A 13,646-nucleotide genomic window follows, 5' to 3' on the forward strand; every position below is an offset into this window, starting at 1 on the left:
AAGTTGGAATAAATTCTTATAGTGAAGACATGGCCTCTTCGTCAGCAATGATGGTTACATTTTCATGTTTTTGCAAAATAGAAGCAGGGAAATCCTCAGTTATCTGGCCATTCATCAATGTTGCCAAAGCATCTGCCTTCTTTTTACCAGAGACGAGTAAAATAATTGCCTTACTCTCCATAATAGAATCAATTCCCATTGTAATTGCTTTTGTAGGAACTTCATCTAAGGAAGAAAAAAATCTGGCATTTGCTTTCCTTGTCGATTCATCCAGTTCTACAACATGCGTTCTGCTTGAGAACGGAGTACCAGGTTCATTAAAACCGATATGTCCATTTAATCCGAGACCGAGCACCTGCAAATCAACTTTGCCCGCTTGATCAATACGACTTTCATATTCCTTGCATTCTTTTTGTAAATCTACAGCATTTCCTTGTGGTAAATGGGCATTCTCAGATGGAATATCAATATGGTCAAATAGCTTTTTATTCATATAGTAATAATAACTATTTGGGTTGTTCTGTCCAAGTCCGACATATTCATCGAGATTAAATGTCTTTACATCAGCAAATGATATTTCTTTAGCTTTATATTTGTTAATAAGGCATTCATAAAGACCTTCAGGTGTAGATCCTGTAGCAAGACCAAACACTGGCTGGTCTGTAGCAGCAAGCTGTTCCACTATAAAATCACAGGCTTTTTCACTCATTTCTTGATAATCTTTCACCTTGATAATTTCCATTTTATTCTCCTCCTTTATAAGCGATGACTCCTCGGCAGATTGTATAATTAATATTCAAATTGTCATCGACCAGTAATACATCCGCGTCCTTTCCTGCTTCAATACTTCCTTTTCTGTCATATAAATTTAATTGTTTAGCAGGATTTTCTGAAGCCATCTGGATGATACTCCTCATTGTGACATCATTTAGCTTTAACATTTGGCGGGCTCCCTGATGCATTTTTAAAATACTTCCAGCCAACGTACCATTTTCAAGTACAGCACGGTCCTCTGTAACAGTTACCGGCTGACCACCAAGCTCATAGTTTCCTGCATTCAGGCATTTCGCACGCATAGCATCCGTAATGAGAATGAGACGTTCACTACCCATATTTTTATAAATTACTTCGAGCATCTCTGGTGAAATATGAATTCCATCTGCAATTAACTCTGCACGCAATTCTTCCAATTGAAAAGCAGCGCCTACGACTCCAATGTCACGGTGATGGATACCAGACATTGCGTTACATAGATGTGTTACTTGACGGACACCATGTGATACAGCTCGCTTCATGCCTGCAAAATCTGTGCCGGTATGGCCTGCTGAGACATTCACACCATTACGATAAAGATGCTTTATAAACTCTCCATCAGCATCATGCTCAGGTGCCATCGTAATTGTTTTAATTTTGTTTCCCGATTTTTCTTGCCACTCATTAAACTGTTCAATGTTAGGCTCCATAATAAAGTCGAGTGGTTGTGCACCAGCTTTTGTCTCCTCAATAAATGGCCCTTCAAGATGCACACCAACCATTTCAGCAAAACCAGCTTTATTATTATAGTATGAGATGTTTTCAAGTGCCCTATCAATATTTTCAGGAGCTTGCGTAATTGTTGTGGCAAGAAAGCTTGTTGTTCCTTCCCTTGGCAATACTGCTGCCATTGTATCCAAAGCAGCCTCCGTCGCATCCATCACATCTGCGCCATCGGCGCCATGAATATGTCCATCAATAAAACCAGGAATAACCTGTAAATCTGTACCGTCAATAATTTGAACATTTGTTGGCAGCTCTTCTTGAATGTTTTCATGCACTGCAACAATCTTGCCATGCTCTATTAAAACCCCGCCTTTATTTATCATTTTATTTCCTTGATATATTTTCGCATTTTTTATATAAATTGGTACTATGCTTTTCATAATCAGCTCTCTCCTTTCACCAAGTAGTCGGTTTCACGCTCTCAATATGTATAATAAGGCTGGTGTTCTCTGTGGTACACCAGCCTTTAACTCCATTTATTTTATCTCAATAACAGGTTTTGTTCCAGTTTTAAGATCACCAGATTGTATTATTGTGACAGATTGGTTTTCAGGTAAATTAGTAAGGATAATCGGCGTAATGGTAGATAACTCGTTCTTACTAATATAGTCCAGATCGGCCTTCACTAACGTTTCACCCTGTTTCACCATATCTCCTTCTTTTACATAAACATCAAAGCCAGAACCTTCAAGCTTCACTGTGTCCAATCCAATATGAACTAAAATTTCCAGTCCTGATTTTGTGCGAATTCCAACAGCATGTTTTGTTGGAAAAACATTTAATATTTCCCCATCGACTGGAGATGTAATAATTCCATCTGTTGGATCAACTGCAAATCCATCCCCCATCATCTTGGTGGAGAATACTTGATCAGGTACTTCTGACAATGGAATGACTTTACCATTCACAGGCATAGCAAATTCCTCATGTGAAGTACTTGCTTGTTCTGTTTGTGACTCCTTTTCAGGTTCCTTTTCAACCTGCCCAGGTGCTTCCATATTATTTGTGTCCATGCGCTTCTTCATAGCTGTTGCAAGAAACTCTACCGTTGTACCTACGATCACTTGAAGGTTTGTCCGATTTACCTTCATAACTCCGTGAGCACCTTGACGGTTTAATTCTTTTTCATTAATTTGTACCATATCATGTATTTGCAGACGAAGCCGTGTTGCACAATAATCAAGTGATTTAATATTTTCAGGGCCACCAAGTGCTTTTAAATAGTGATATGCTTTATGGTCATAGTCTTTTGCACCTTTACCACTTGTTGGAGTTCCAGTTTGTTCTGTTTCTTCCACATAGTCCTCATCCTCATCTTCACGACCTGGTGTTTTTAAGTTCAGCTTCTTAATTAGAAGTGTGAAGAGAAGGAAATATACAATACCAAAGATGATTCCCTGTGCAAGTAACAGTAATGGATGCTGAGCGATCCCAAAGTTTAAAACAAAATCAATGGCTCCTGCTGAAAAGCCAAACCCGTGACGAATATCCAACCAGTAAGCAACCATCATTGATAATCCCGTCAGCAAAGCATGTACACCATAAAGAACAGGAGATAAAAACATAAAGGAATATTCAATTGGCTCTGTAATCCCTGTTAAGAATGCAGTTAAGCCAATACTTGCTAAGAAACCACCAACCGCTGCTTTACGATGTTTTTTCGCAGTTACATACATAGCTAAACAAGCTGCTGGTAAACCAAACATCATTACAGGGAAGAAACCAGCGGTAAAGTGACCTGCTGTTGGATCCCCATTGAGAAAACGGTTGATATCTCCTTTCCAAACATTACCTGCTGCATCAGTGAATGTACCGAAATCAAACCAAATCAAGGTATTGATCACATGGTGAAGGCCTACTGGTATTAGAAGACGGTTAAAGAAGCCATAAGCTCCTACTCCAGCGGCTCCTCCATTTATAAATAAGTCGCCTAAACCATTAATTCCGTCCTGAACCGGTCCCCAAACCAGTCCGACGATACCAGAAATAATAACCATGGTTACTGATGTAATTATCGGCACAAACCGTTTTCCTCCAAAAAAGGCAAGGAAATCCGGTAATTGGATCCCGCTGAACCGGTTGTACAGATGTCCTGCAGTTATACCAGCAATAATACCTGCTAACACTCCCAGATCCAGTTCCTTATTGATAGCAGTGTATCCACCTTCTAAAACAAGAAAACCGACAGCCCCTGCTAATGCAGCTGCCCCATTCCCATCCTTGGAAAAGCCAATGGCAATCCCAATAGCAAAAATCAGTCCTAAATTCTCTAAAATACCATTCCCTGCTGCAGTCACGAATGGGATGTCAAAAATATCCTCTGCGCCCAGACGCACAAGAAGCGCAGCTGCAGGTAACATAGCAATCGGCAACATTAAAGATTTACCGAGACGTTGTAAATAACCAAGCAATATTTTCTCTTCCTTTCAAAAATAAGTATCAAAACACCACTATAACTTATCATTACCCTAAAATCCATAAAAAAACTACATACTCCTAACAGAAGATGTAGTTATATCGTGTTTATTTAATTGCTGTCTGTTGTTGCATTTGCTCTCCAACCAAGCATCCATGCTTTAACTCACTTACAAGGATTTGGATTAACTGCTCTGAATTCTTAATCGTATGGTTCTCTGTCTCATCAATTATCTTTTTAAGCATATGTTTATATTTCTCTTGCTCACCCATTTAATTCCCGCCTTTTATTAAATATTTCTGATTAGTTAATTTGAACTATACCATAAAATCGTAGGAAGTGTTGTCGAAATTTGGCGTCTTTTATACTTTTTTCAATAATATTGTTTACATTTAACATATTCGTCATAACTACTCATTTTCTGTCAGTCCGACGACGCCTTATTCTTCTTAATCCTAAGATGGCAACTATGGCCAGAAAAGCACCAAAACTATCCAAGATTACATCACCAGCATAAGGAGTTCTATTCGGGGTGAAGCCTTGATGAAATTCATCTAAAATAGCATATGCGACCGTAAGTGAAAAGGAGATTATTACCGCTGGGTAAATCGGCAGAGAGCTGCTCTTTCTCCATGCCAGATAGAAAAGAATACATAAAATAAAAAATACTGTTACATGAGCTCCTTTGCGTAGAAAAAACTCAATAAATCCATTGACACCCCTTGTTTCAATACTTACTACAGAGTGGTGGTAGTTAAAAGCAATCCAACCAAACAGAGGTTCAAGAAAAGATAGATTAAATGTATCGGATAAGAATGGTTTTATATCCTGTTTTTCATATGGCTGATGGGAGGAATAGAAAATGATACCCATCCAGCCAATTGGCAAAAGCCAGTATATATATTTCTTCATTAAGAATAACTCCTGTTCTGATCGCTTCCATATTCTTTTTCACTCAATTATAAAAATGAAACCTAGAAATTTTTTATTCTTAGGCTCACCTAAAGGCTGCGTATTTAACACTTGATCTCTAAGAAAGAATGATTCTACCCTAACGGTGCAGTAGAACCGAAAAAAATTAAATGCATTTAAATTAAATATAGCAGAAATCCTTCAAGCAATGTGTGAATTAATACGTTTGTAACGAACGAACATGCTCAGACTTTACTTTCATTTCTAATTACCTTACCTATGATAAAAGGTCACATAAAAAACCGTCAGCTATTTGGCTAAACGGTTTGTTCTACACTATTAATTGTTATTTTTCCTGTTTACTACGCCATTTATTAAACTCTAAGTATTCTTTAAATTGTTCTTTCGTTACTCCGGATTCCATGGCTTCCTGTACAATCTCAAGCCATTCATCATCTAATTCTTCTATATCAGCGGATTGCTTCTCACGGATCAATTCGTTTACCGAAACATCTAAAACAACGCTAACTTTTTCAATAAACTGGATCGATGGATTTGTCTGTATATTACGTTCAATTGAGCTAAGGTAGGACTTAGCAACCCCTGCTTTCTCAGCAAGTTCTGATAGGGACATTTTTTTATCTTTGCGGATTTGTTTGATTTTATCACCGATCAAGTTCTCACCTTCTTTCAAGGAGAATTATATCATATAAAAGGTGAGTGGTTCTATATAAAGCACAAAATAAATCCATTTTTCAACCTTTTTTGTTCCCTGACAAAAACAACTTAATTTCCTTCATTGGAATCCCCAGAGTTTTGGCTTCTTTTATTAATTCAAGCCATTCTTTATCAACTGTGGTAATTTCTACTTTACTTGTCATTTAACCGTCCCCCATTATTTTTCCAGATAGCCCAGCCATCTTAGCTCTTAACACCTTAGATCTGTGGCTTTGCGTCCTCTCTTTTCAGATGAGTTTGCCTTTTTCTGAGGAAACTTATTTTCTATGACTATCATACTATATACCCTGTTATTATTACATAGCTTGTTTTGTCAAAATAAAACTAGTTTTGTTAAATGGAAGTAAACATCTTGTCGAGTTCGGTTGAAACGATTGGTCCGTTCACCTTTAGCAGTTTTTTAACTTTGATTACTAATAATCTTTCTCCATTTTTTGTACAATAGGATAAATAACCCACTTATCAAAAGAACAGCACCAACTAGTAATAGGTTAAAAATGCCTGTTGCTGTATTGGGAAGGAAGGACTGTGTCTGCGAATCCCCACTGCCAATCATTCCATCCACACTAACTTCAGCTAACTGGCTCTTTTTGCCTTCCGCGGTGAACAATATAGAAAACTCAGCATCAAGTCCTTGAAATTCATTTCCTAGATACTCCGGGAAAATAACTGTTAGATCCAATTTCTCTTGCTTTGAAGTACTAAGGTTTCTGGGGGAAAGCTTAGTGAAGTCTGCCAGTTTGCCTTCATATAAAACAGTTTTACTGTCATTGATTTCCAACAGTAATTCATTGAACAGCTTCTCCTCCCCATCATTACGTAAAGACATTTGATAGGTAAAATCCTTTGTTCCATTGTTCTGAACGGTAATTGTTCGTGGTGCCCAGTCTCCTGGCTTCATATTATGAACATTAAATAGAATATCACCAGGTAAAACGTCAATGGCTATCTCCCTTCCCTCCTCCTCTGCTACGACGGATTTACTCCCCATTACTATAACTAAGGTCAAGATACAAAATAGAATAACAACCAATTTCTTGAGCATCATAAGCATCTTCCTTATAGAGAACAGCGGAGGCTACTTTGCCTCGGCTGTTCCAGATTTATTCTTATCCTCCAACTGGCCGAGTGCCCGCCATATGGTAAATGCAGAGTACCCAAGCATGAGAATACCTGGTAATATTAAAAATACAATACTCCCCTTTGGAGATTGGGAAAAATCAATAACATAGCCTACATATGGAATCGTGAAGCCGTCATAGCTGGCAACAACATTTTCAGCAAGTACCGGTTCCGAATCTGCTGCATTGTTGTTATCACCTTTCGTTGTATACATGACACCATTTTCCGTTTTGATAACCTCTGCAATTCTGTGTGTAATCATGATGTCTTTATCAGCCATAAAAGTAATAACATCATCTTTTTTGAATTTGCTTCCATCATCCGTTGGCTTCACCGCGATAATTGATCCTGTCTGAATACCGGGCTCCATAGAACCTGACAGCACTGTTTTCAGTTGATAACCAAATACCTGTGGTTCTCCGCCGTTAAGTTTGCTGAAGATAACTACCCCTGCTACTGTAATTAGAAGTACCATCAAAATGGTAGATACCAGTCTATTTACCCATTTCATTACCATTCGTTTTTTCATTGCTTTTCATCCTCCTGATCTGATTTCACTTCTTCTTGTTTGGTTACTTTTTCTTCTTCCTGCTTCGTTTGTTTTTTCGGATTTGGTTCCTCTTTCTCTACTTTTACCTTTTCTTCCTTTATTGGTTCTGGAGGTTTTTCAGTTTTTTCTTCTTTGGTAGGTTCCGGGTTCTCCTGCTGAGCTTTTTCAGGTTGCTTTTCTTTCGCATTTTCATTCGTCACCTGTTTTTTGGGTTGGTCTGTTTCTTCTGGTTCAACTGGTGGTTCATTTTCTTTCTCTACTGGCTCTGTTTTCTTATCCTTTTCTGTCTTGCAGGTAACGATAATTTTAACGCTCTCTACGGTATCCTTTTCCATATGCGCGTTCGTCTGATAAGCCACAAAAACATAAACTCCTGGTTTGTCTGCTTCATAGGTTAATGTGATGCTTTCTTCTTTTTTGAGCGCTTTAATTTTCCCTTCGTTTTCAGCTAACTTTAGTTTCTCACCCTGATTCTTTGGGTTACCTTTTTTTCCATAATAGACCTCATACCTGCTATCATGTTCCATGTCACTTTTTCCACTATTTTTCAGGTTAACCTTTAATAACTTATCCCCACACGCTTTTATCCGTTGCGTCTTCTTGTCTGTAAATTTTAATCTGCTTTCATCTATTGCTTCTTCGGGCTCATCAGTTTCTTCTATTTCCCATGTCCCCACGGAAAGCAGATTTTCGGTATTAATCGTGTCGGTAAAATGCGCTGAAGTCCCCCCGGTCAGGTAGGAAGCAGACAACAAAATCAAATACCATGCCAGCGCAATTTTGACTGTTAGCAAAAATGTTTTATTTTTTGTTTTAAACTTTTTCAACCGGCTATACCGCAAGTTCATCTCCACCTTTTTTTAAAAAAAGAATTTACATGCATTCACAAACCGGAAATTAGTGCATTACAGGCTTGTGAATATAAATAAACTCAGAAGGAGAAAGGATCCTCCTTCCTTTATTTCACTACTTCTCCATTACCGTCACGTTGGATTGCTTCAAATTTCCATGTGAGATTTAATATGTCTTTTTGAAAATGGTTTTGGTTTTGTCCATTGTTGACAAATTCCATTTCCACAGTAAAGTCTTTTGGGGGGGAGTCTGCTACGAATTCACCTAATATTTCTTCACCCTTTGCTCCTTTAGCCTGTAACTCAGCTAAACTTTTCGGCTTATCAAATACTGGCTTACCATTCTGTTTAAACTGGACCTTAATATGCTCACCAAGATCATCTCCACCATTTGATAATCCGTAATCATTTACCTTATACTCAGAGATTAATCTCACATTCTTTATATCCACATTTCCATCATTTTTAAGCTGAAATTTACCTTCCTCCTGTTGTCCCGGAATGATTTTTTCCACCTTAATAATAGATTTTTTATCAATCCCCAGATCGAGTACTCCCACAGCAAATGTGTTATTTGTCTCTTCTGTATCATTAAAATAGGCATAGGTGCCACTACCGATTAAGCACAGTCCAATTGTAGCCGTCGCGACTGCTGTTAGTATGCTGTTTTTTAGATTCATAGAAATGAACCTCCTTTATAATTATGTAAAGGAAAGAAGGGAGAATTACTTCTCCCTTTACCTGTACTTATCTTCTTTCACCATCTGTTTGCTTGGCATCAAATGTCCATTCGAGGTTTAAAGTTTGTTCCTGTAGAGTATTTTGATCTTCACCATTATCAACAAATTCAAACTGTACATAGAAATTATCCGTTGTTCCTGCTTTCAAACCACTCTTCTCGCCGAAAAATGACCATATTTTCTTTTGAACAGCATCAGGCGCAGTTCCTTTTAAATCGTTTAAATATGTGGAATAGATAATATCATTTGGTTGTATAATTCCACTTTTATCAATATTTTGTAAGAAATTAACTCTAATATGTTTTGCGAGTTCTTCATTGTCATAATCTGTTGTTAATTCTACCTTAGATATATCAAGACTTCCGTTATTTTCCAATTTGAATGTCCGATTCATCCAATCACCCGGTTTTAAGTTATTAACACTAATAATTTCTGAAGGATCTAATGCTAAGTCCAATGTGCCAGTTGCAAATGTATTTGCAGATACTTCCTGATCACTAAAATAAGCAAATGTTCCTCCACCAATAAGTCCTACTCCCAATACTGCTGTTGCGATTCCCATACCTAACTTTTTCTTAATACTCATTTTTACATTCCTCCAAATTTTTAATATTATTTTCTTACAGATAAATAGATTGGATAAAAGCTTCTCGCTGTTGTAAGCAAGCACTTTCTGCATGAGTCACAGCCAATTAACAAAACGATTTCCACTTTTGCACTCTACAGCGAATATCCTCCTTTCTTATGTAACTCGCCCGTTCTTTATGACTGTTATTTTGTTCTTTTTAAAGAACGTCTAACTGAAGTATAGGACATTTATCACAGATTGAAAAATCCCAAAAACGGTCAAATATTCTATATAACAAACAAAATACTCTTATTTTCTAACACTTACGCACATATACTTAGTTTTTTGATTTATTAATTCTTATTAAAGAACAAAGAAAACACTTAAATAACAGAGGTAACTCCTTCCATAACTATAGTAAATCTTATATACTAAGAGAAATGGTGTAAGGAGATTTGTCCTATGAAAAAGCTTGCTTTACTCTTAGTGATCTGTGGAATAGTTTTCTTAAGCTATGGGGGCTATCAATGGTATCAAACAACCCATGCCCAAAAAGAATCCTTGGCAGAGGCGGAGAAGTTACTTGACGAATCTCATGCCACTTCTGCAAAGCAGTCATCTGGAACTAGTTTTTCCCCACAGAATGGTGAAACATCAGGAATTTTACATATCCCGAAACTAGAGGCAGACTTACCAATTGTGGAAGGAACAGACGAAGATGATTTAGAAAAAGGTGTGGGCCATTACAGTGGCACAGCATATCCACAGCAGAACGACCAAATCGTCTTATCAGGACATCGGGATACTGTCTTTCGCCGTATGGGGGAATTGCAGATTGGTGACATTTTAACGGTAAAGCTGCCCTATGGAGACTTTTCCTATGAAATCGTGGATACAAAAGTTGTTCCGGCAGATGATTTATCTGTTATTGCTTCTACTGCACCTAATGAAATCCTAACTGTGACAACCTGTTACCCGTTTTCCTATATTGGAAATGCTCCTGATCGTTACATCATTACAGCAACTCCAACTAAAGTTCAGAATAAATAGACGCTTAAGATGTTTTTCGTTATAATTTAGAAGTAGTTTTAATTTTTGACACTTGCTATAAACTGCATATATTGCTCAAAGGAGAATGAATGTGGAATCACGATTAGATAAAAGAAAAGGTAAGAAGAAACGAAAATGGCCCTTCTGGGTTGGCGGTATTATCCTAGTCTTTCTCTTAATAGGTGGAGGATTTGCATATTATGTATGGGACAAGCTAGGGGATACTGTAGAGACGATGCATACACCTCTTGCCAGGGATAATGATCCGGATCGGCAAAAAGAGCTTGACTCCATTTTAAAAAACAAAAAATCACTTAATATCCTGCTACTTGGAGTGGATGAACGTGAAGGTGATAAGGGGCGCTCGGATACCATGATTTTATTGTCCTTGAATCCTAAAACGAATTCGATGATGATGTTTAGCATACCAAGAGACACCTATGTAAATATTCCAGGTCGTGGTATGGATAAGATCAATCATGCATATGCATTTGGTGATGTAGAACTGTCTATCCAAACAGTTGAAGAAGCGTTTGATCTGCCGGTCCATTATTATGCCAAAGTAAATATGGAAGGCTTCCAACAAGGGATTGATGCTATAGGTGGAATTACAGTGAATAATAACCAGGAATTTTCTCAAGGTGGAGAGCATTTTACAAAGGGGACTCTCCAATTAAATGGAGAAGAAGCTCTGAAATATATCCGTATGCGTAAGAACGATCCACGCGGAGACCTTGGGCGAAACGAAAGACAACGTAATGTAATTACAGCCGCCATGAATAAAGCAGCCAACTTTTCAAGCATAACTAAAGTGGGCGAGATACTTGAAATCCTTGGCGGAAATGTTAAAACAGATATGGATATGGATACAATGCAAAACTTATTCAGTAATTATCGAGATGTTCGTAAAACAACTAAAACACTTGAGATTGATGGAAGTGGTCAAAAGATTAATTCAATTTGGTACTATGTAGTGCCTGATTCCGAATTTGAACGTATTCAACAAGAGATCACCAATCATATGGAAGCAAGATAATTAATCGAAAAAGTCACCTGGGCCTATCATCCTTGTGACTTTTCTTTTCTTACTTTTTAAAAGCACATCCACTTTACGGTCACAGTGGTGAAGGAGGTACTTATGAAAAAATTTATTTTATTATTATCCATGTTGCTTATTACACTTCTCATTTCCTGCTCTAATGATGAAGTCACACCGAATGAACGTTTTGATTCCTATGTAAAACAATGGAATAAACAAAAGTTTGAGGAAATGTATGACATGCTTTCCACAGAAACAAAGGAAACATATTCTCCAGAGAAGTTTGTTGACAGGTACGACAAAATTTATGGCGACTTGAATATTTCCGATTTGAAAATCGAGATGGATAAACTGGGTGAGGAAAAATTGGATACGGCCATGAAGGAAGGTAAAGCAACGATACCTTTTAAAGTAACAATGGAGAGTATTGCTGGACCAATCTCTTTTGATTATGAAGCAAAGCTGGTTCAGGAAGAGAAAGAAGAGGAAAAAGATTGGTTTGTACAATGGAATCCTGGTTTTATCTTTCCAGCAATGAAAGATGGTGGTGAGGTCAACCTTCATACTACTGCTCCACAGCGTGGAGAAATCCTTGATCGAAACCAAATGCAGTTGGCAATTAATGCACCTATATATGAAATTGGCGTCGTTCCGGAGAAAATGGGACCAGATCCTGACAAGACAAAAAAAGAGCTTTCCAGCCTCTTAGGTATGTCGGTCGAAGAGATTGACACAGCATTAAATGCCAACTGGGTAGAACCGAATCTATTTGTACCCTTAACCAAAGTGCCTACAACGAAGGAAGAATTGTTAAACAAACTATTTCAGGTAAATGGTGTAACAAACAGAGAGGTGATTGGGCGTGTTTATCCAGCTGGAAAAGCAACTGCTCACCTCGTGGGCTATGTAGGCAAAGTTACCGCAGAAGATTTGGAAGAAGTGGAACCTGGGACTTATGGGCCGAATGATGTGATTGGTAAACGTGGTTTAGAGCAGTTATATGAAAAGCAACTACGAGGAGAACAAGGCGCCCAGATAACCATTACCGAGGAAGGCGAAGAGGAAACAATTCTTGCTGAAAAGCCGGTAAAAAATGGCGAAAATATTACGGTGACGATTGATGTAAATGTACAAGAGAAAATATTTAAATCCCTTGATGGAGATGCAGGGACTGCAACAGCGATTAACCCAAAAACAGGTGAAACACTTGCACTGGTAAGCAGTCCATCTTTTGACCCTAATGATATACTCTATGGAACCAGTAACTCCTTGTGGAAAAATCTGCAAGAGGATGAAAAAAAACCGTTGCTTAACCGATTCTCTGCTACATTTGCACCTGGCTCTGTAATTAAGCCAATTACTGGTGCAATCGGGTTAGATAATGGAACAATTAAGCCTGGTGAAGGTATTAAAATAGAAGGATTGGATTGGAGTAATGGAGAAGGCTGGGGAGATTATCAAGTCCACCGTGTTTCAGAATCCAATGGGCCTGTTGATCTTACAGATGCACTCGTACGTTCAGATAACATCTTCTTTGCTATGAAGGCAGTAGAAATGGGTAGTGAAGCATATGTTAGTGGCTTGAAGCAATTTGGCCTTGGTGAGAAAATGCCATATGAATATCCGATTGCAGCCTCCACGATATCTTCAAGTGGAAAACTGGAGGATGAAGTTCTTTTAGCCAATTCAAGCTATGGGCAAGGCGAGTTGGAAATGAGCGCCCTTCACCTTGCAACAGCTTATACTACTTTTCTAAATGATGGTGCCATGCTTAAACCAACATTACTTACTAGTGAAGAGAAAGGCCAGGTTTGGAAAAAAGATTTAATTACAAAAGACCAGGCAACCCACATTCAAGAGGCTTTACGCAAAGTTGTAGAAAAAGGTACTGCCTCAAAATACGCAAAAAGCGCTGAATTCCCTGTTTCAGGTAAGACTGGTACTGCAGAGCTAAAGCTTACCAATGAAGGCGGCGGTGAGGAAAACGGTTGGTTTGTTGGCTATCCTACGGAAACTCCTGATATTTTAATAGCTATGATGATACAGCAGACACAGGACCGTGGTGGCAGTGGCTATACCACTAAAAAGGTTATCGAAGCTTTAAATAATATAAAATAAAAC

15 protein-coding genes and 1 riboswitch are annotated in these 13,646 nt (G+C 38.1%); of the genes, 3 read left to right on the plus strand and 12 right to left on the minus strand.

Annotated features, from left to right (window positions below):
- Positions 1-16 precede the first annotated feature (16 nt).
- From nagB to X953_RS13510, 12 genes are all read right to left on the minus strand, one after another.
- A complete protein-coding gene (gene nagB, locus X953_RS13465; RefSeq protein WP_040956058.1) occupies positions 17-742 on the minus strand; it encodes a glucosamine-6-phosphate deaminase in 726 nt (241 codons plus the stop codon).
- Position 743: 1 nt separating this feature from the next.
- A complete protein-coding gene (nagA, locus tag X953_RS13470; RefSeq protein ID WP_040956059.1) occupies positions 744-1,919 on the minus strand; it encodes an N-acetylglucosamine-6-phosphate deacetylase in 1,176 nt (391 codons plus the stop codon).
- Positions 1,920-2,015: 96 nt separating this feature from the next.
- Entirely contained in the window at positions 2,016-3,950 is a 1,935-nt protein-coding gene (gene nagE, locus X953_RS13475) for an N-acetylglucosamine-specific PTS transporter subunit IIBC (RefSeq protein WP_040956060.1), read from the minus strand.
- A gap of 112 nt (positions 3,951-4,062) precedes the next feature.
- Positions 4,063-4,227, minus strand: coding sequence for a hypothetical protein (locus X953_RS19845; RefSeq protein ID WP_156958491.1), 165 nt, complete (start codon positions 4,225-4,227; stop codon positions 4,063-4,065).
- Positions 4,228-4,369: 142 nt separating this feature from the next.
- Positions 4,370-4,867 carry a VanZ family protein gene (locus tag X953_RS13480; protein ID WP_040956061.1) on the minus strand — a complete coding sequence of 166 codons (498 nt, stop codon included), beginning with the start codon at positions 4,865-4,867 and terminating at the stop codon, positions 4,370-4,372.
- A 346-nt stretch (positions 4,868-5,213) separates the two neighbouring features.
- Positions 5,214-5,543, minus strand: coding sequence for a helix-turn-helix domain-containing protein (locus X953_RS13485; RefSeq protein WP_040956062.1), 330 nt, complete (start codon positions 5,541-5,543; stop codon positions 5,214-5,216).
- Between the two features lie 79 nt (positions 5,544-5,622).
- On the minus strand, positions 5,623-5,748 hold the full coding sequence (locus X953_RS19585) for an anti-repressor SinI family protein (RefSeq protein ID WP_084715691.1): 126 nt from the start codon (positions 5,746-5,748) through the stop codon (positions 5,623-5,625).
- Positions 5,749-5,770: 22 nt separating this feature from the next.
- A riboswitch (cyclic di-GMP riboswitch) is annotated at positions 5,771-5,857 on the minus strand.
- 148 nt (positions 5,858-6,005) lie between these two features.
- Entirely contained in the window at positions 6,006-6,653 is a 648-nt protein-coding gene (locus X953_RS13490) for an LPXTG cell wall anchor domain-containing protein (RefSeq protein ID WP_052350130.1), read from the minus strand.
- A 30-nt stretch (positions 6,654-6,683) separates the two neighbouring features.
- On the minus strand, positions 6,684-7,256 hold the full coding sequence (sipW, locus tag X953_RS13495) for a signal peptidase I SipW (RefSeq protein WP_040956063.1): 573 nt from the start codon (positions 7,254-7,256) through the stop codon (positions 6,684-6,686).
- Positions 7,253-8,119, minus strand: a complete 867-nt coding sequence (tapA, locus tag X953_RS13500; protein WP_040956064.1) for an amyloid fiber anchoring/assembly protein TapA — start codon at positions 8,117-8,119, stop codon at positions 7,253-7,255. The genes sipW and tapA overlap by 4 nt, the downstream gene beginning before the upstream one ends.
- A gap of 116 nt (positions 8,120-8,235) precedes the next feature.
- Complete coding sequence (locus X953_RS13505) at positions 8,236-8,808, minus strand: TasA family protein (protein WP_040956065.1); 573 nt, start codon at positions 8,806-8,808, stop codon at positions 8,236-8,238.
- A gap of 67 nt (positions 8,809-8,875) precedes the next feature.
- Positions 8,876-9,454 (minus strand): TasA family protein, encoded by a 579-nt coding sequence (locus tag X953_RS13510; protein WP_040956066.1) that lies wholly within the window; start codon positions 9,452-9,454, stop codon positions 8,876-8,878.
- A gap of 444 nt (positions 9,455-9,898) precedes the next feature.
- Between X953_RS13510 and X953_RS13515 the strand changes: the two genes are divergently transcribed.
- The 3 genes from X953_RS13515 to X953_RS13525 all read left to right on the plus strand — a co-directional run bounded on the left by X953_RS13515 (position 9,899) and on the right by X953_RS13525 (position 13,643).
- Complete coding sequence (locus X953_RS13515) at positions 9,899-10,486, plus strand: class D sortase (RefSeq protein WP_040956067.1); 588 nt, start codon at positions 9,899-9,901, stop codon at positions 10,484-10,486.
- A 91-nt stretch (positions 10,487-10,577) separates the two neighbouring features.
- Positions 10,578-11,522, plus strand: coding sequence for an LCP family protein (locus X953_RS13520; RefSeq protein WP_084715693.1), 945 nt, complete (start codon positions 10,578-10,580; stop codon positions 11,520-11,522).
- A gap of 102 nt (positions 11,523-11,624) precedes the next feature.
- Entirely contained in the window at positions 11,625-13,643 is a 2,019-nt protein-coding gene (locus X953_RS13525) for a penicillin-binding transpeptidase domain-containing protein (protein ID WP_040956068.1), read from the plus strand.
- The last annotated feature ends 3 nt before the right edge of the window (positions 13,644-13,646 follow it).

It is taken from the genome of Virgibacillus sp. SK37 (assembly GCF_000725285.1).
Taxonomy (GTDB): domain Bacteria; phylum Bacillota; class Bacilli; order Bacillales; family Amphibacillaceae; genus Virgibacillus_Q.

Coding starts and splice junctions, on each gene's coding strand:
- nagB (WP_040956058.1), bottom strand. CDS start 742: ATGGAAATTATCAAGGTGAAAGATTATCAAGAAATGAGTGAAAAAGCC.
- nagA (WP_040956059.1), bottom strand. CDS start 1,919: ATGAAAAGCATAGTACCAATTTATATAAAAAATGCGAAAATATATCAA.
- X953_RS19845 (WP_156958491.1), bottom strand. CDS start 4,227: ATGGGTGAGCAAGAGAAATATAAACATATGCTTAAAAAGATAATTGAT.
- X953_RS13480 (WP_040956061.1), bottom strand. CDS start 4,867: ATGAAGAAATATATATACTGGCTTTTGCCAATTGGCTGGATGGGTATC.
- X953_RS19585 (WP_084715691.1), bottom strand. CDS start 5,748: ATGACAAGTAAAGTAGAAATTACCACAGTTGATAAAGAATGGCTTGAA.
- X953_RS13490 (WP_052350130.1), bottom strand. CDS start 6,653: ATGATGCTCAAGAAATTGGTTGTTATTCTATTTTGTATCTTGACCTTA.
- sipW (WP_040956063.1), bottom strand. CDS start 7,256: ATGAAAAAACGAATGGTAATGAAATGGGTAAATAGACTGGTATCTACC.
- X953_RS13505 (WP_040956065.1), bottom strand. CDS start 8,808: ATGAATCTAAAAAACAGCATACTAACAGCAGTCGCGACGGCTACAATT.
- X953_RS13510 (WP_040956066.1), bottom strand. CDS start 9,454: ATGAGTATTAAGAAAAAGTTAGGTATGGGAATCGCAACAGCAGTATTG.
- X953_RS13515 (WP_040956067.1), top strand. CDS start 9,899: ATGAAAAAGCTTGCTTTACTCTTAGTGATCTGTGGAATAGTTTTCTTA.
- X953_RS13525 (WP_040956068.1), top strand. CDS start 11,625: ATGAAAAAATTTATTTTATTATTATCCATGTTGCTTATTACACTTCTC.